Source organism: Coprococcus sp. OM04-5BH, assembly GCF_003482105.1.
In the GTDB taxonomy this organism is placed as follows: domain Bacteria; phylum Bacillota; class Clostridia; order Lachnospirales; family Lachnospiraceae; genus Coprococcus.
The window spans coordinates 911,278-928,715 of sequence record NZ_QULM01000001.1 but is presented as its reverse complement, the minus strand read 5'-3'; the positions used below and the strand labels follow the sequence as shown (position 1 = coordinate 928,715).

The 17,438-nt window shown below is 40.9% G+C and carries 13 protein-coding genes, 1 tRNA gene and 4 pseudogenes; 3 read left to right on the top strand and 15 right to left on the bottom strand.

All coding sequences use genetic code 11. The features are described from left to right. Positions 1 to 153 precede the first annotated feature (153 nt). The 15 genes and pseudogenes from DXB54_RS03950 to tig all read right to left on the bottom strand — a co-directional run. Positions 154 to 390, bottom strand: a pseudogene (locus DXB54_RS03950) (DUF6674 family protein); the annotation flags it as partial. Positions 391 to 450: 60 nt separating this feature from the next. Beyond that, positions 451 to 816, bottom strand: a complete 366-nt coding sequence (locus DXB54_RS12290; RefSeq protein WP_243104752.1) for a SpoVG family protein — start codon at positions 814 to 816, stop codon at positions 451 to 453. A 3-nt stretch (positions 817 to 819) separates the two neighbouring features. Next, positions 820 to 1,719 (bottom strand): annotated as a pseudogene (locus DXB54_RS03945) (hypothetical protein); the annotation flags it as partial. A gap of 50 nt (positions 1,720 to 1,769) precedes the next feature. Beyond that, the gene (locus DXB54_RS03940) at positions 1,770 to 3,662 is read right to left on the bottom strand and encodes a C40 family peptidase (protein WP_118694504.1); all 1,893 of its coding nucleotides are present in this window, start codon (positions 3,660 to 3,662) and stop codon (positions 1,770 to 1,772) included. Positions 3,663 to 3,810: 148 nt separating this feature from the next. Continuing rightward, positions 3,811 to 4,308 (bottom strand): nucleotidyltransferase domain-containing protein, encoded by a 498-nt coding sequence (locus tag DXB54_RS03935; RefSeq protein WP_009247521.1) that lies wholly within the window; start codon positions 4,306 to 4,308, stop codon positions 3,811 to 3,813. An 84-nt stretch (positions 4,309 to 4,392) separates the two neighbouring features. Continuing rightward, on the bottom strand, positions 4,393 to 5,937 hold the full coding sequence (locus tag DXB54_RS03930; protein ID WP_009247522.1) for an ATP-binding cassette domain-containing protein: 1,545 nt from the start codon (positions 5,935 to 5,937) through the stop codon (positions 4,393 to 4,395). 657 nt (positions 5,938 to 6,594) lie between these two features. Continuing rightward, positions 6,595 to 6,873: pseudogene (locus tag DXB54_RS03925) on the bottom strand (VirB4-like conjugal transfer ATPase, CD1110 family); the annotation flags it as partial. Positions 6,874 to 7,435: 562 nt separating this feature from the next. Beyond that, the gene (locus tag DXB54_RS03920) at positions 7,436 to 7,735 is read right to left on the bottom strand and encodes a DUF6462 family protein (RefSeq protein WP_022377866.1); all 300 of its coding nucleotides are present in this window, start codon (positions 7,733 to 7,735) and stop codon (positions 7,436 to 7,438) included. Next, a complete protein-coding gene (locus DXB54_RS03915) occupies positions 7,728 to 8,201 on the bottom strand; it encodes a DUF6462 family protein (RefSeq protein WP_022377867.1) in 474 nt (157 codons plus the stop codon). The genes DXB54_RS03920 and DXB54_RS03915 overlap by 8 nt, the downstream gene beginning before the upstream one ends. A 9-nt stretch (positions 8,202 to 8,210) precedes the next feature. Continuing rightward, positions 8,211 to 8,438, bottom strand: a complete 228-nt coding sequence (locus DXB54_RS03910; protein WP_022377868.1) for a DUF6462 family protein — start codon at positions 8,436 to 8,438, stop codon at positions 8,211 to 8,213. 249 nt (positions 8,439 to 8,687) lie between these two features. Beyond that, positions 8,688 to 10,181 (bottom strand): annotated as a pseudogene (lysS, locus tag DXB54_RS03905) (lysine--tRNA ligase); the annotation flags it as partial. Between the two features lie 97 nt (positions 10,182 to 10,278). After that, positions 10,279 to 10,764, bottom strand: a complete 486-nt coding sequence (greA, locus tag DXB54_RS03900; protein ID WP_021938790.1) for a transcription elongation factor GreA — start codon at positions 10,762 to 10,764, stop codon at positions 10,279 to 10,281. 70 nt (positions 10,765 to 10,834) lie between these two features. Beyond that, positions 10,835 to 10,918: transfer RNA gene (locus DXB54_RS03895), tRNA-Leu, on the bottom strand. A gap of 163 nt (positions 10,919 to 11,081) precedes the next feature. Continuing rightward, a complete protein-coding gene (locus tag DXB54_RS03890; RefSeq protein WP_118694312.1) occupies positions 11,082 to 12,251 on the bottom strand; it encodes a trigger factor in 1,170 nt (389 codons plus the stop codon). Positions 12,252 to 12,256: 5 nt separating this feature from the next. Beyond that, the gene (tig, locus tag DXB54_RS03885) at positions 12,257 to 13,522 is read right to left on the bottom strand and encodes a trigger factor (protein ID WP_118694311.1); all 1,266 of its coding nucleotides are present in this window, start codon (positions 13,520 to 13,522) and stop codon (positions 12,257 to 12,259) included. A 449-nt stretch (positions 13,523 to 13,971) separates the two neighbouring features. Here tig and nrdD point away from each other — a divergent pair, with 449 nt between their 5' ends. The 3 genes from nrdD (at position 13,972) to dut (ending at position 17,411) form a co-directional block, all read left to right on the top strand. Next, positions 13,972 to 16,098 (top strand): anaerobic ribonucleoside-triphosphate reductase, encoded by a 2,127-nt coding sequence (gene nrdD, locus DXB54_RS03880; RefSeq protein ID WP_021938793.1) that lies wholly within the window; start codon positions 13,972 to 13,974, stop codon positions 16,096 to 16,098. A gap of 232 nt (positions 16,099 to 16,330) precedes the next feature. After that, on the top strand, positions 16,331 to 16,867 hold the full coding sequence (gene nrdG / locus DXB54_RS03875; RefSeq protein WP_118694310.1) for an anaerobic ribonucleoside-triphosphate reductase activating protein: 537 nt from the start codon (positions 16,331 to 16,333) through the stop codon (positions 16,865 to 16,867). A 100-nt stretch (positions 16,868 to 16,967) separates the two neighbouring features. Next, complete coding sequence (gene dut, locus DXB54_RS03870) at positions 16,968 to 17,411, top strand: dUTP diphosphatase (protein WP_021938795.1); 444 nt, start codon at positions 16,968 to 16,970, stop codon at positions 17,409 to 17,411. The last annotated feature ends 27 nt before the right edge of the window (positions 17,412 to 17,438 follow it).

Genomic DNA, 17,438 nt, shown 5'->3' with positions numbered 1-17,438 from the left:
GTACAAAAAACTAAGCCCCATATTAAAAGTGAAACGGGACTGCTACTTTTTGTTCCCACTATCAAATTGACAGTTTATTTAAGAATACCTTGCCGCATATTTATTAACTCCTTGTATAATACTGAATCTAATTATATTCCTTAACCCTTTATTTGTCAAGCCCTTTTTAGCATTATTGACAAGAGTATCTTCCTGCATTTCTTTGATCTGGTTCTGCATATTGGTGAGTTCTTCCGTCATGGAATCAATCTTTTTCTCCAGTCCATCCACATAGCTGCATATCTCAAATACATCGTTTGCCTGCTCTTTCATGGCATTTTTCTTTAATAAGTCGAGAAGTTCTCTTATGACCTCCTCATTGGTAAGTGTTTTTCCTGCTTCCATATCCATTCTGTTTCCTCCATTCTGTAAATGGGGCAGCCTTGGCCGCCCCTGTACTCTGATTACTGATTATCGAAAGGGCGTCGCCTCTTTGTCCTTCTCTTTATCGGGATTGCCATGATGTTTCTCTGCACTCTCTCTTGCATTTTCGTTGCTCTTATCCTTTGCTTTCTCATATTCAGAGATAATCTCATTATAGAGTTTTTCCCTGAAATCCTTTGTGACCGGATAGCAGACATCCTGGTAGATTGGCTTGCCCTGCTCGTCCACCTGCTTTGTCTTATAAGAAGGCATTGATACAAAGATTTTCTCTTTGCCCTGCACGATATTGATGTTATTTACGATGAAACTGTTTTCAAAATAAATGCGTGCAAGTCCCTTGATGTTACTACCTTCCCTCTCATAAGGTGTTACAGTTACGGAAAACTCCGGCATTTCCTGTGTACGCTCCTGCTTCTGTGTCTCCTCTTTCTCCGGTTCCTTAATTCTTGCATAGGCATCTTCCAGCCTGTCGTAAAAACAGTCCTCTTCAATCGTTCCAAAATCCTCATACATCTGGTGAAGGAAGTCATTCTGCAGCTTCTTTGGTACATCATCATCCTTTGACATATCCTGATAAAAATAGAACTTCTGCTTTAGCTTTGCCCTGTAATCATAGATATCCTCTATCTTTTCCGGTGTGCCATACTCCCTCTTGTATGCCTTGAAATTTGTAGTTGAAAGTGTGGAACCTAGATAAATGCCATGCTCCCACGATACCCCGATTGTGGTATTGTCCTTTGTAGGCTTCTCATCCTTCGGATAACGCTTATACTCTGTCGCACCAAGGGCGATTGTAAGGGAACCTGACTTCATATCCATCACCACAAGATTCCTTGGTGATAATGCTTCAAGCACCATGTAATCATGGTCATTGAAGTTATGAAATGTCTGTCCCCTTTCAAATGAGCGGTTCTCCATTTCATAATGCAGGTTAAAATCATCCACCCAGCCCTTATCGGTCATTCCAATCTCCTTAAGCTTTGCAACACATTCAGAAGAACTGGCTTCTTTATCAAACCGGAATTCTTTGGAATCGTTATAAAATCCCTGAAGAAAATGTCCGAGCTGAATATCATCCAGACAGAATCTCGCAGATACAGTTACATTTGCTGCCCTGTAATACTCTGTGAAGTTATCTGCTTCACCAAGTGTCCTTCCAAGCTGCAACAAATTTTCTGCAAGCTCTGACATATCATCAATTGCTATAAAACTCTTATAATCATCCAGAGTCATCAGCATATTTGTCTCTGTTCCCCTGTCGTTTTCTGTTACCAGTATCATATCTTTTAAATCCATTCTTACCTCCAGTCTCAGAGAGGGACTATGCCCTCTCTGCAAATTTCCTGTTATGGTCTTCCTATCACAACAATCTTTCCTGTGCTTGCCACATCCCTGTAGACCACACCAAGACTTTCATTAAGTGCCTCTACCACCTTGCCATTTCCGACATATACTGCCACATGGCTGATGTTCTTATATCTTCCATTGCTTGTAAAACTGTAAAAGATAAGGTCTCCCGGCTGTAACTCATCAAAGGAGACAGTCTTTCCGGCTTCATCAAGTCCCTGTGCCTCCGCTGCCGCTGTGGTTGCACCGCCATAACTAATATCCACGCCTGCATCTTTCCATGAATAATAGGCTAAGGAACTGCAGTCATAATAGTTACCGCTGTCTCTTAAATCCTGACTATAAGGAAAACCAACTCTGTGTAGTGCATAGGAGCAGACTGTTTTCTGCCTGCTGTCTGTAATTTCGTTTAGGATGGCATTGATTTCATCCTCAGTCATGGAGCTTACTCCCGGACTTCCGCCTCCGCCGCCACTTCCGCTTCCGGCATATCCAAGCTGTCCCATAAACTCCGGACTCATGATCTGCTCAAGCATTTCCACATGATCAGAGTTAAACCCATAGACCGAAATCATATCCCTGTACGATTTCAGCGTTACATTCACATACAGAACAGACTTCGTGACAGTAGTCACATTGCCGTCTGCATCCGTTTCTTCCACATCCTTTGTTCCTGTGCTTGTGGTGTATGAACACATATCATTTACAACTGCCTGCAGCCAGCCTTTAGAAGTATCATTCATGACTGTTGCAGTATCTCCGACACCATGCTTGACCATATAGACTGCCATGATGTCATAGTAATTGCTTGGGTTTTCTTCCATACCTTCATAATCCACATATACAAGCTCTCCAAGGTCATATCCGGTATGCTCATTCACTTTCGTGTTCACATCCCGGTTAAACTCCTGCACATAAGCACTCGTTACTGTCTGCACGGTATCTCCTGATTCAAGTGGTGGCAGGAATAAAGCAAATGGAGAATTGTAAAGGATTGCTATCGCCGCAATAACCGGAACAGCAATCGTGGCAACTACAAGAACAAGTAACAACAGCACCAGTCCGACAATCGGTGCCGCTGCCTTTACCCAGGTAATCGCTTTTCGCACAATCAGATCCTTTACCAGCTTTGCCACGCTGTCTGTCTGATTCTCCTGTGCTTTCATCTTATCCAGAAAGAATTTTATCTTCCTGCTCCGGTTGGTCATCTTTTCATCCTTGACCTCTATGGACACACCTGCAGCATATCCGGCTACCATGCCGATTGCAGTTCCTACTCCCGGTGCAACCGCTGTTCCTGCCGCTGTAGCAGCTGCCTTTGTAGCAGTTTTCGTTGCAACCTTGGCAGTAATCTTGGCTGTTTCTTTTGCCGTCTCTTTAGCTACCGTCTTGGCTGTATCTTTGGCAGCTTTCTTTGCTGTCTTTTTTGCCAGCTTCTTTCCTGCCTCTACCTTCTTGATACGCTTCTTTGCCTCGGCTGCCGCCTTTTTCCTGAAAAGTGCTGCACCCTTAGAAGCAGTTCCGGTAACAGGTCGGCTTGATTCATATGCAAGATATGCTGCCTGCGATACCTCCTGCCCACCCTCCACCTGCTCCGTTACTGCCCCAGCTGCAAGTGCTCCTGTTCTTCCTGCAATGTGAATATTGGTGTTCTTGGTCTTGATGGAAATGTTTGATTCTTTAAGGTTTCGCTTGAATCTTGATAATCCCTTATTCTTCGGCTCTGACTGATGAATGGTGCTCTTGCGATAGGACTTTTTTTTATCATCAGATACCTTTGCACCGATAGTTTTAGGACCTCTCTCTACTGTATAGATGTTGCTGCCTTTAATCTTGGCACCCTTTGGCTCGTGGGCATGAATCTTGGCTTTCTCCTTGGTGTGAATGACCATTGGCTTGTCATCAACCTTTCTAATTTTCAATTTTCTCACCTCCTACTTTGAAAAATAAAATAAGCCGCTAGGGAGCAAAAATTACTCCTTAACGGCTATGTAAAATCATTCAATATTCAATTATTAAAAACAACATGAAACTGAAATTTTACTTTTCCTTATATTCATCTGGTATTGCTATTTGAAATGTTTCACACAACAGCATCACATCATGCACATCATTTTTATCGTGTTCATATCCCAAATGAAGCATTACCTGACTCAATGGTTCAATACAAGAAACAGTTATATCTCCAACTTTTCCAATACCGGAAAAAGTTTTTGATGGAAATATATCTCCCTCATAAACAATTCCGTCATCTGTAAATTCAAAACAATGTAAATCAATGATTCTTTGTTTATCATCTTTCCAGACAGTATGACCATCCGTTGTATAATCAGTATTTACTTCCTCAAATCCATGCTGCTTAATCACATAAATATAATCATGATAATGTTTCAGTTCAACAAACAAATCAATATCATTGTGTATTCTTGATTCTCTTTTAAGAAGTGCATCAACACCCCATCCGCCATCTAAATATACTTTAATTTCGTTTTGCAAAGCATATTTTATAATTTCACATGCATCTTCTGTACGTACCATAATCTATCCTCCAAATTCAAATCTTTGTATGCTTTCCAACTCACTAAAAGCCTGAAATTTGTCAGTCTTTCATCCTTTTTGTTATCAATCACCAATTAGCTGTAATCCATTAGGATTTAGCTGATATATTTTATCGCACACCTCTTCAATATACTTTCTATCGTGAGAAATGCTAATGACAGCCCCCGGAAATTCTCGGAGCATTTTTCTTATTACCGGACCGGACAATGGTGAAAAATTTCTTGTCGGTTCATCCAGAATAAGAACATTTGCACCACTTAAGCTCATCCTCAAGAGAAGCACTTTCGCCTTTTGTCCGCCTGATAACTCCCGAATCGGATGCTCCATTTCATCTGGTGTGTATTTAAGTGAACCAAGGTATGTTCTAATTCTTGTACGCTCTTCTTTATCTCCTGTTTTATCAAGGTAATCAACCGGTGTAACATCCAAATCCAGCAGGTCTTCATAAGTTTGAGGCATATATTCTGCTTTAATGTCATTCCGATTTAGGAGTTCTTCCGCTATCTTTTTTAGAAGAGTCGTTTTTCCTGCCCCGTTGGCTCCTATCATACAGATTTTTTCTGAACCTTTTATTTTTAAATGAATTCCTTCTGCTAAAATTCTTTTGCCATCCGGAGTCACAAGCTTTGAAAGTTCATATTCTATGACCGTTTTTCCTGCGGGAATGTGTGAGTTTTCATCCCCTAATTTGACAAAGATTGCTTCTTCCTGTTCCGGCATCTGAGTCATATTTTCATCTTCTTTTTCAAATCTTCGTTCCATTGCCTTAACCGTATGCATTTTGTCCTTTAAGTTTTTGGCAACAGACGGTGCTTGTCTGGTACAACTTCTTAATGCACCTTGTACACTCTGCATAACTCTTTGATATTTTTCATCGCGAATCTTTTTCTCCCTACGGTCACTCAGTGCCCGCTGTTTTTGGATTTCAAATTTATGAAGCCGTTCTTCCACATAGCGTCTATAGGGAAGCTTTGCCACGGTATATCTCGCCTTTGTTTTTCGTATAATCTGCTCGATATGTATCACCATGTTGGCAGTACGCTCTATCAGCGTTTCATCGTGTGAAATAAAAAGCACAATGTGCTTCCAGTCATTTATGATTTTTTCCAGTAATGTAAGCGTCGCAATGTCGATGTCATTGGAAGGTTCGTCCAACAACAGCACAGAAACATCGCGAATGAAAAGCCTCATAAGTTGTGTCTTGACTTTTTCGCCTCCTGAAAGACTACCCATTGTCTGGTTACTGTAGAAAAAATCATTTTTCATTCCAAATTTTCCCGCAATAACAGACAATTCTTTAGGCGTTTTCTCCCAGAATATTTCCTCTTCAGAAAAATATTCGTATATTGTTTTTTCCTTATCTTCATCGAGCATCTCCTGCGGAAGATAACCAAGACGTTCGTGTCCCATTATCCTTTCCCCATCTGCTTCTATATAGTTTTCTACAAGCGACGGATTGTATATCCACTTCATTAATGTCGATTTCCCATTTCCCTCTTCTCCAATAATAACTGCCTTATCTCCATCATTTAGCACAAGGTTGAAATCATTAAGAATTATTCTCAGGTCTTTTTTATGTGTTAAATTTAATTTTTTTATCTGCAACATTAAAGTTTCTCCTTTTCGAAGTCTGAGCCAATTATTATTTTGAACACACAAAAACGAGTCTTTTTTGCATACGCAAAAATAGACTCGCTAAATAGACCCTTATTTCTTTTCCAAAAGGAAAACAAAGGAAATGCCTCTTGCGATAATCCAACTTAAGCGTACACAAAACAAACCTATTCTCTACAGGCTCAATAACTATATGTGTCTTACTTAAATCAAATTATCTATTAATCATTTCCTCACCTTACACAAAATGTGCCTTTCTTTCTTCTAATGGCAATACTATCATACTGTATTTTTTGTGTCAATACATTTCACCTTATGGAAGTGCAAATTCAAATTTTCTTTTCCCTAATAATTACAAATATTCCTTGGAAATTACTTCCACACCATACATTTCCATAAATGCATCCAGGTCCGCTGCATCCCCAATCAACATATTCTCGTCAAAGTGTACGATATGCATATCTTAAAATCCAGCCACATGTTCTCCGGTACAAATGATACATTTTAGAACTGCTTCCTTATTTATTTTTCATATCGAATCTTATATGCTTTTTTCTTTAAAATAGGGAATATCTAATTTATTATCATCAAGGTCGGATATTCATCCGACCTCTTGATTATACTATAGATTCTATAAAAATTCATCTGTTATCACTGCAGCATTGCTTCTTTTTTCTTCTGTTCCGCAATCTTCTCATGAATGTTGGTATTATACAGCCTGTACAAATCTGTATCCTTACTGATCTGATTATCAAAAGGAATCACCACTGAACCGCACTTGATAAGTCCCATTCCCGATGCAGTATTGGTTACAAATCTAAGCTGTGCTTCTGATACTCCGATAACCTCTGCCATCTTGGAACTGTCTGTGTTTGCCTGCTTCAAAAGTGCCACAAACTCTGAGTTTGCAAGCATTGTGGTTCGCAAATAAACCGAATACTGCTCCTTCAAGTGCTTCCTTAGTCTCTGAATCAGTCTTGGTTGCCATATAGACAAAATTTGAATTTGGAAGTGATATAGTCTACATGGCTATGCTTAATGCTAAGCATGTAGGTACACGCCAGTCTTCTAGACTCCTATATCGCCCCGTGTACAAAGAGGTGTTCTCACCTCCGGGAGTTACAGACGAGCCACAAAATGTGTTTCACGACGCCCTTCTGAATTATCAGAAGCACTATCTCCTCTTTTAGCCTTTTGAGGATAAGGACAAACTTCTCGCCCTCTGTGGTTGATTATCCTTACGCAACATGCCGAATCCTTTTTCCAGATTTCCATCCAACTTCTCACCCTTCATCTTTCGATCCATCAGGCTACTAATATGATAGCTGTGACTTTCATCTTCCAGGTACATGCCCCGTAAATTTACTACCTACAGATACTCTGCAGTGCAAACTACTTTGCAAATCTGTAACTGATTATTAAATTGTTCATCCCAAGTTTTTCTTGGAATGTCCATATATTACATTAGTTTCTATAATGCCGAAAGTGACAATCACGGGTCTTTTTTATCAAAACAGGTACTATTGTGGTCTTTTTTATCTTCGCTTGACAATTTATTCCAAATATGTTTGGGCAATGGTCTTGTTGGTTCCTTAAATTTCTCCAAATACATTTCAAAAATATCTGTATTAATCAATGCTGAATTTCCAACCTTATATACTGCCCCTGCTTCTGAAGCCAAAACCATAATCCTTGATTTACTTATGCCATAAATAATGGCTCCCTCAGTAGCATTTACATATTTTTTCATAATGTCTTTTGTATCTGAATAGAACTTATATGAGTTACTCATTCAATTCACCTTCTTCCTGTCCGTATAACGGCTCTTTCAAAGGTCTTACAGGTTGTCTGAATTGCTCCATGTAATTATCAAATATTTCTAAATTAACCAGTACAGTCCCTCCTGTCCCCTCATTTATTTTATATGTAGCACCTGCTGCTCTAGCCAGCTCGATAAACCTATGCCTTCCAATACTGTATATAATTGAAGCTTCTCCAATTCTCGCAAACTTTTTGATTATCTGCTTATTTGTTCCCGGCACTTTATATATGTGTTTCATAAACTCATCAAACCTTTCCTTTTTTACCAAATGAATACGGGTAAGCTTGTATAAAGAACTTGCAGCCTTAGCTATATATTCAGTTTCCTCAACACTAAATCCATATTCATGAGCCACCTCTTCGACCCTTATGTATCTTTTTATTACCTCCCCACCATGAAGATAAGCCCTAACATCCGGCTGTAATTGTGTTACCATCCTTTTCACCTACTTATAAAATTCATCATCAACTATATGGAATGTCTCAATGTACTCATCAAATATTTTTAAATTCACAAGTACTAACTGTCCTAACTTATAGATTGCTTTGGCATCCTTAGCCATTTGCATAAACTTTGATACGCTCATATGATACATTTCTGCTCCTTCGCTATATCTTACAAACTTTGTATTACCATTCTTCTTAAATTCCTGATATGCCTTTGTGTGTTCCATGCTATTCTCCTTTCGGTATTTCAATTGTTCCTATAACGCAAAAAGAGGACATCTTCTAAATTTCTTTAGAAAATGTCCTCTAAGTAATACAATCTTTAATTTTTCAGACTAAGCAATCTGTACTAACCTGTACTAATCTTTTTTTGACTATGCCAAAAATTGGTCAAATCTTGGTCAAAACCCCTTGACCAACTATATATTTTAGTACATCCACGCTCTGAAACCCTTGATTTTCCTGCATTCCTACTTATCAATAGACTTCATCGTCGGGAAGAGCAGTACATCACGGATCGCTGCACTGTCTGTAAGGAGCATTACCAGTCTGTCAATACCGTATCCGATACCGCCTGTAGGTGGCATACCAACCTCAAGAGCATTTAAGAAATCCTCGTCTGTATGGTTTGCTTCCTCATCGCCTGCTGCAAATGCTGCGTCCTGGGCTGCGAAACGCTCTCTCTGATCAATAGGATCATTAAGCTCGGAGTATGCGTTACACATCTCCCATGTATTGATGAAAAGCTCGAAACGTTCAACCTTCTCAGGATCCTCAGGCTTCTTCTTGGTAAGTGGTGAGATAGCAAGCGGATGATCCATAACAAACGTAGGCTGTACCAGCTTCTCCTCACAGAATTCCTCGAAGAAAAGGTTGATGATATCGCCCTTTGTATGACGATCCTCATACTCTACATGGTGCTCGTCTGCCAGCTTCTTAGCTTCCTCATCGCTCTTAACTGTATCAAAATCAATGCCTGTATACTTCTTGATACAGTCATTCATTGTAATTCTCTCAAATGGCTTGCCGAAGTCAAGCTCGATACCGTTGTATGTGATCTTGCTGCTTCCGCATACTGTCTCTGCAAGATGACGTAAGAGATTCTCTGTAAGATCCATCATTCCGTAGTAGTCAGTATATGCCTGATAGAGCTCCATAAGTGTGAACTCAGGATTGTGTCTTGTATCTACGCCTTCGTTTCTGAATACACGACCGATCTCGTATACCTTCTCAAGTCCGCCTACGATAAGTCTCTTAAGGTATAACTCAAGGGAAATACGAAGCTTAACGTCCTCATCAAGAGCATTGTAGTGGGTCTCAAATGGTCTTGCAGCAGCACCGCCGGCATTTGACACAAGCATAGGTGTCTCAACCTCAAGGAAGCCCTGTCCGTCTAACCATCTTCTGATCTCGCTTATGATCCTTGAACGGGTAATGAATGTCTTCTTGGACTCCTCGTTCATAATAAGATCAACATATCTCTGTCTGTATCTCATATCTGTGTCTGTAAGACCATGGAACTTCTCCGGAAGGATCTGGAGACTCTTTGAGAGAAGTGTGATCTCCTTAACATGAATAGAGATCTCTCCCATCTTTGTGGTGAACACAAAGCCCTTTATTCCAACGATATCACCGATATCCATTTTCTTGAAGCCTGCATATGGCTCCTCACCGATCTCATCCCTTGCAACATAGCACTGGATGTTTCCTGATATATCCTGTACGTTACAGAAGGAAGCCTTACCCATTACACGCTTCGCCATGAGACGACCTGCAATGCTTACATTCTTTCCTTCGTACTCGTCATACTTTTCCTTACAGTCATTTGCATGTGTATCTACATCATACTTTGTAATAGCAAATGGATTCTTTCCCTCAGCCTGGAGGTTAGCGAGCTTCTCTCTACGAACCTTTCTGAGCTGATTTAAATCCTGTGCCTTTTCCTGATTGTTGTTATTCTGTCCTGCCATTTCTTCACCTTAAAATCTAATAATCAAAATTCAAAAATATCTTTATATATCTGATGACACGTCAATATCACACATATTCATTGCAAATGGATATGTACTACATCTCCTGTCTCTTAATCTCCAATACTCTGTACTTGAACTCTCCGTCAGGAGCTTCAACTGTCACTTCACTACCAACCTTGGCACCTTTTAATGCCATTCCTACAGGTGACTCGTCGGAAATCTTGTTCTTCATGATATCTGCCTGGGTTGAGCCAACAATATCATATACGATCTCCTCATCGAATTCATAATCAAATACCTTGACTGTACATCCGATACCAACTGTATCTGTGTCAACCTCGTCCTCGTCAACGACTTCAACATTCTTAAGAATTGCCTCTAACTGTTCAATCCTATTCTCTATATCTCTCTGCTCGTCCTTAGCTGCATCATACTCAGCATTCTCAGAAAGGTCACCCTGTTCTCTGGCTTCCTTGATCTTTGCAGCGATCTCTCTACGTTTGTTTACTTTTAAATCCTGTAATTCTCCCTCAATATCCTTGAGACCTTTATAAGTAACTATTGTCTTTTTCTCAGCCATAAAAAATAACCTCCTAAAAATTCTTTACCTTACTCAAAAGAAAAGAGGATGTAGTTATTTACATCCTCTATGCAGTTGATGGGACTTGAACCCACACCCACGTAAGTGGACATGAACCTGAATCATGCGCGTATGCCAATTCCGCCACAACTGCGTTTATGATACAAAAGCCATAGCGTGTGCTACAAGCCTTATGAATTATATCATATGCCTTTTCCCATTTCAACCTATATTTTGCGATTTTTTATACAATGGTTTTGTCTTTTTAGTCCCACTGCCGACTGCAATCATATATCAATCAATATCTCTGTCAAAATCTACTGAACAGTATCTGCCTCTGATGCAGCCTCAGTCTCTGATGCGGTCTCGGTCTCCGATGTTGCTTCATCTGTATCCCCGGTCTCGGTTGCAGCCTCTGAACTCTCCTCGGTACTCTCCACCTGCTTACCTTTGCTTACAAGATAGTCAAGGACCTTCTTTTCTGTTGTATAAAATCTGAGATCGCTGTCTGAATAATATGTTTCTATATCAGAAACCTCTACACTGTAATCATCTGCAAGGCTCTGCTTGTATGCTGCAAGATCATCATCTGTAGCATTAAGTCCTTCCTTTTCTGCAATAATGGTAACAACAATCTTCTCCTGCATTACATTCTCAACAGATGTATAGAGGTAATTAAGGAAATCAGCCTCGTTGTTGTATCCCATATATCCTGCGTATGTCTCAATACCTATTCCGTACTGGCTTGCAGTGCTCTCGAGGTTTGACACAATAGAGTTCATATATGACTTAACCTCGTCCTCAGGATACTTGGTAAATGTTGTATTGGCTATCAATTCTTTAAGCACCGAAGATCTGTCAGCATTGTCTGCCTCTCTGTTCTTCTCATCTGTAGCCTGCTCTGTAAGGTACTGTGTGTACGCTTCTGTAGTTGTATACTCACCGTCTGTTGCCTTATTTACCAGTTCATTTGTGTACTCAGGTATTGTTGTAACTGAAATATAATTAACATCCACTTTAAACTCTGCTGTCTTACCTGCAAGGGTTGTATCTGCATTGTCCTCGGCATATGTAACGGTTACTGTCTTACTCTCTCCCGGCTTAACACCCACAAGCTGATCGTCAAAACCATCTCCAAGTACATTATTTCCTATTGTGAGCTCGTATCCGTCATCAGATTTTTCACTGCTGACTTCTTCTCCGTCAACAGTCTTGACATAGTTGATATTCACCACGTCACCGCTCTTAATGGCACTTTCCTTATCCTCAGACTTCACTGAATTCTGGTTACAGAACTGGTCTATCTTATTCTGCACCGCATCATCAGCTAACTCTCTTGAAGCAGGAACATACTCAAGTCCCTCATAGCTTCCTATAGTGGCACATGCACTGTATCTGTCATAATCACTTACTGTCTTTCCGCAGCCTGCAAGCATTGAGAGACCAAGAACACATGTAAGTGTAACAGCTATAATCCTCTTCTTCATACTTTTTATTCCTCTGTTGTTGTCTCTGTTTCCTCTGTAGAAGCAGCGTCCTCGGCTGTGTCAGCCTCTGTAGTCTCATCTACAGCAGGGGCCTCTGTCTCATCATCAAGAGGATTGATATTGTTTGATGTATTCTTACCGTTCTCAATAAGGAAATTCATAACCTTCTCTGCAAGAGTATAGTATCTGAGGTCAGCTTCCTTATATGTGCTTTTTACTGTACTTGCATCTGTGCTGTAGTCTTCAGCCATCTTGTTTACATATGCGTCCACATCAGCGTCAGTAACTGTGATATTCTCAGCCTTTGCAACTGCACATACAACCATCTTCTCCTTAACAGTCTCCTGACATACGGTTGTTACATACTCATTGAACTTCTCCTCGTCATCATAGCCGTATGCATAATTGATGTAATCTGTAAATTCGATATTGTAGCTTGAAGCCGTCTGCTTAAGCTTTGCGATAATATCATTTGCAGTCTGGGCAACCTCATCCTCAGGAATATTCTCTATGGTTGAGTTATCAATGGCTGTTGTCATAACCTTGTTCTGTACTGCAGCAAGTGCGTTCTCCTTGTTGCTGTTGTACAGATTGTTCTTAAGATCCTGCTTGTAATCGGCTACATTGCTGAAATCAGTATTCTCCGCAACAAGCTCATCTGTAAGCTCAGGGGTGTGGGTAAGCTTTATATAGTTAAGAGTTGTTGTAAATACAGCATCCTTACCATTTAAGTCATCGTTTCCGTAGTCGTCAGGGAATGTAACCGCCACATCGAATGTATCTCCTGCCTTATGTCCCACTATCTGGTCCTCGAAATCGTCTATAAATGAACCGCTTCCAAGAACAAGATCATAATTTGTTCCTGATCCGCCGTCGAACTCAACACCATCGATCTTTCCTGTAAAGTCAATATTCACAGTGTCGCCTGTCTTCGCTTCACTTTCCTTGTCCTCGTCATATGTAGCGTTCTCGCTCAAGAACGAATCCACACTGCTCTGGATATCTGAATCACTTACTGCAGCAACCTCGTAGCTGTACTCGATATTCTTGTAATCTCCGAGAGTTACGTTCTCTGCATAGTATGAAATATACTTGTCAAGATCCATATTATCTGTTGCTAATGTTGTCTCCTCTGTAGAAGCTGACTGGGCGTCTGTTGCTGTTGCGTCAGAGATCGTACCGCCGTCCTTCTTATCTCCACAGCCTGAAAACATTGAAACTGACATTGCAAGAGCAATAGCTACTGCAAATGTTCTCTTAAATTTTCTCATTATCAATATACCTCTTCTTTCATTATATAAAGCTTATCAAACCTGTATCCGGCACAACATGGTATGCCTTCACCTATTTTAGGTTTATATCACATTTCAAATTAAAAGTATAGTGATTACACCATAAATTCATACTTTTTCCACATTTGCAGGGGCTCATTTGTGATTTTCTGCATATTTGCCAAGGAACTTTGTTTATTTTTTCATTCATCACATATTCTAAACTAATACCACATATTGTGTTTACATAATTTATCTTTTCAATATTTTGTGTGATTCTATATAGACAAATAATTTTTCAGGTGCTATAATCCAAACTTGTACGGCAGAGAGATACACTCTGACCGCTGGGACTTAATAACGATTTTTGAGACACAAAATTTTGAAAATCGCTATTTTTTTGCGCAAAACAGGCATTATTTGTTAAAACCAAGGGGAGAAAAACGACCATGCAGGTAATCAAGAGAGATGGCAGAGCGGTCACATACGACCGTAACAAGATTATGGTTGCTATCCGCAAGGCCAACGCAGAGGTTGAGCCGTGTGAGAAGATCAGCGACGAGAAAATTGAAGAAATAGTAGAAGGAATAGAGGCCAAGCACAGAAAGAGAATGTTGGTTGAGGATATCCAGGATATCATCGAGCAGAAGCTTATGGAGGACGGCAAATTTGTCCTTGCCAAGACCTACATAATCTACCGTTACAGCCGTGAGCTCATCAGAAAGGCAAACACCACTGATGACTCTATCTTAAGCCTCATCCAGAACAGAAATAAGGATGTAATGGAGGAGAATTCCAATAAGAACGCAACTGTTGCCTCAACACAGCGTGACCTTATTGCCGGCGAGGTTTCAAAGGATCTTACCAAGAGAATGCTTCTTCCTGAGAAGATATCAAAGGCTCATGAGGAAGGTGCTATCCACTTCCATGATGCGGATTATTTCCTCCAGCCTATATTTAACTGCTGCCTTATAAACATAGGCGACATGTTGGACAACGGAACAGTTATGAACGGCAAGCTTATCGAGAGCCCTAAGAGCTTCCAGGTTGCATGTACCATAGTTACACAGATCATTGCGTCTGTTGCTTCAAGCCAGTACGGCGGACAGAGCGTGGACATCAGACATCTGGGCAAATACCTCAGAAAGAGTCACGACAAGTACCAGAAGAAGATTTCCGCTGCCGTTGGCGACACTATCGATCAGGAAACCATAGACACTCTTGTACGTGAGCGTGTAAATGATGAGCTCCGTTCAGGCGTACAGACTATCCAGTATCAGATAAATACCCTTATGACCACAAACGGTCAGTCTCCTTTTGTCACTCTCTTCCTTAACCTCGATGAGAATGATGAGTACGTAGAAGAAAATGCCATGATAATAGAGGAGATCCTTCGTCAGCGTATCGAAGGAATAAAGAATGAGGTTGGTGTGTATGTAACACCTGCTTTCCCTAAGCTTATCTATGTTCTTGACGAGCATAACTGCTTAAAGGGCGGCAAATACGACTATCTTACCAAGCTTGCCATCAAGTGTTCAGCCAAGAGAATGTATCCTGACTATATCTCAGCAAAGAAAATGCGTGAGAACTACGAGGGAAATGTATTCTCATGTATGGGATGCCGTTCATTCTTATCTCCATGGAAGGATGAAAATGGTAATTACAAGTGGGAAGGACGTTTCAATCAGGGTGTTGTATCCCTTAACCTCCCTCAGATTGCCATCCTTTCAAAGGGCAATGAGGATAAGTTCTGGAGCCTGTTGGACGAGAGACTTCAGCTCTGCTACGATGCACTTATGTGCCGTCACAGAGCCCTTGAGGGTGTAACCTCAGATGTAAGCCCTGTCCACTGGCAGTATGGTGCTATCGCAAGACTTAAGAAGGGTGAGGTCATCGATCCACTCTTACACAACGGATATTCAACAATATCTCTTGGATATATAGGCGTATATGAGATGACTAAGCTCATGACAGGTGTAAGCCATACAGATCCTAAGGGTGAGGAATTTGCCCTTAAGGTCATGAAACATCTTCGTGCAGCCTGCGACAAATGGAAGGCAGATACCGGTCTTGGCTTCGGCTTATACGGAACACCGGCAGAGAGCCTCTGCTACAGATTCGCACGTATCGACAAGGAACGCTTCGGCACTATCAAGGATGTTACAGACAAGGGCTACTACACCAATTCATACCATGTTGATGTCCGTGAGAAGATCGACGCTTTCAGCAAGTTCAGATTTGAAAGCCAGTTCCAGAATATATCAAGCGGTGGTGCTATCTCATATGTAGAAATTCCAAATATGAGAAATAACCTTGACGCCCTTGCTGAAGTTGTAAGATATATCTACGATAATATCCAGTATGCAGAGTTCAACACAAAGTCTGACTACTGCCATGTATGCGGATACGACGGCGAGATAATCATAAACAATGAAGGCGAGTGGGAATGTCCACAGTGCGGCAACAAGGATCATGCCAAGATGAATGTAACCAGAAGAACCTGCGGATACCTTGGAGAGAACTTCTGGAATGTAGGAAAGACTAAGGAGCTTGGAGCCAGAGTACTCCACCTGTAAAATTAGTTTTTAATAAACATTTCAAAAAAACATCTTGCATATTTTACATATATAAGATATATTATTATTTGTGAACAGATTAAATTTCGTATTTTTAATTTTGTGCATTAATAATTTCAATTTTGTATGGTCTGCATGTCGTAGAGGGCAAGCGGGCCATACTTCATTTTACGGAACTTTTTTGATGTCAGCTCCCCCAACGGGAGTTACGAAAGTGAAAGGAATAATCCATATGAATTATGCAGATATCAAATCCTATGATGTGGCAAACGGCACAGGTGTAAGAGTATCACTCTTCGTGTCCGGCTGTACCCACCACTGCAAGAATTGTTTCAATCAGGAAACCTGGGATTTCTCCTACGGAAAGCCCTTTACGGAAAAGGAAATAGATTTTATTATAGAGGCTTGCAAGCCATCATACATATCCGGTCTCTCCCTTTTAGGTGGCGAGCCTATGGAATATGTGAACCAGATGGGACTGCTGCCGCTGGTACGCCGCTTCAAGGAAGCTTACCCAGACAAGACCATCTGGTGTTACACCGGATATGACTTCACTGAATACATTCTTCCTAAGATGTGCAAGGAATGGGAATTCACTCCGGAGCTGCTCTCCTACTTCGATATAATGGTAGATGGGAAGTTCATTGAAGAAGAAAAGGATCTCAACCTGAAATTCCGAGGTTCAAGAAACCAAAGGATCATAGATGTACAGAAATCTCTTGCCACAGGCCAGCTTGTGCTGTGGGATGAAAAGGGAGCTTTCTTTTAAAGCACAAATAAACCACAAACAAGGCACAGCTAATCAAAACAAGATACGACAAAACAAGATAAAACAAGATAAAAAAAATGAAACGAAAGAGGACACTACCATGACATTCAACATTAATGTAAAGAAGCTTAACGAAAATGCCATTCTTCCTACCTACGGCTCAGAGTATGCAGCAGGTGCAGACCTGTATGCCTGCCTTGAGGCACCTGTCACCATCGAACCGGGAGAAACGGTTATGATACACACAGGACTTGCAATGGAGATTCCTGTGGGATATGCAGGTCTCATATATGCCAGAAGCGGACTCGCTTCAAAGAAGGGTCTCGCCCCTGCAAATAAGGTAGGCGTTGTAGACTCTGACTACAGAGGTGAATTCATGGTGGCACTCCACAACCACTCCCTCTCTGCTGCCACAGTTGAACCTGGTGAGCGTATCGCTCAGATGGTCATCACCCCTTATGTCACAGGCGTGTTCCAGGTGGTTGATGAGCTTGAGGAAACCAAGCGTGGTGCAGGCGGCTTCGGTTCAACAGGAAGAAAATAAGATCATTCAAACCCGATCTTTAAACTC

Coding starts and splice junctions, on each gene's coding strand:
- DXB54_RS03935 (WP_009247521.1), bottom strand. CDS start 4,308: ATGGTACGTACAGAAGATGCATGTGAAATTATAAAATATGCTTTGCAA.
- tig (WP_118694311.1), bottom strand. CDS start 13,522: ATGAGAAAATTTAAGAGAACATTTGCAGTAGCTATTGCTCTTGCAATG.
- DXB54_RS03930 (WP_009247522.1), bottom strand. CDS start 5,937: ATGTTGCAGATAAAAAAATTAAATTTAACACATAAAAAAGACCTGAGA.
- DXB54_RS03920 (WP_022377866.1), bottom strand. CDS start 7,735: ATGAGTAACTCATATAAGTTCTATTCAGATACAAAAGACATTATGAAA.
- DXB54_RS03890 (WP_118694312.1), bottom strand. CDS start 12,251: ATGAAGAAGAGGATTATAGCTGTTACACTTACATGTGTTCTTGGTCTC.
- DXB54_RS03940 (WP_118694504.1), bottom strand. CDS start 3,662: ATGGTCATTCACACCAAGGAGAAAGCCAAGATTCATGCCCACGAGCCA.
- DXB54_RS12290 (WP_243104752.1), bottom strand. CDS start 816: ATGCCGGAGTTTTCCGTAACTGTAACACCTTATGAGAGGGAAGGTAGT.
- nrdG (WP_118694310.1), top strand. CDS start 16,331: ATGAATTATGCAGATATCAAATCCTATGATGTGGCAAACGGCACAGGT.
- DXB54_RS03910 (WP_022377868.1), bottom strand. CDS start 8,438: ATGGAACACACAAAGGCATATCAGGAATTTAAGAAGAATGGTAATACA.
- greA (WP_021938790.1), bottom strand. CDS start 10,764: ATGGCTGAGAAAAAGACAATAGTTACTTATAAAGGTCTCAAGGATATT.
- DXB54_RS03915 (WP_022377867.1), bottom strand. CDS start 8,201: ATGGTAACACAATTACAGCCGGATGTTAGGGCTTATCTTCATGGTGGG.
- dut (WP_021938795.1), top strand. CDS start 16,968: ATGACATTCAACATTAATGTAAAGAAGCTTAACGAAAATGCCATTCTT.
- nrdD (WP_021938793.1), top strand. CDS start 13,972: ATGCAGGTAATCAAGAGAGATGGCAGAGCGGTCACATACGACCGTAAC.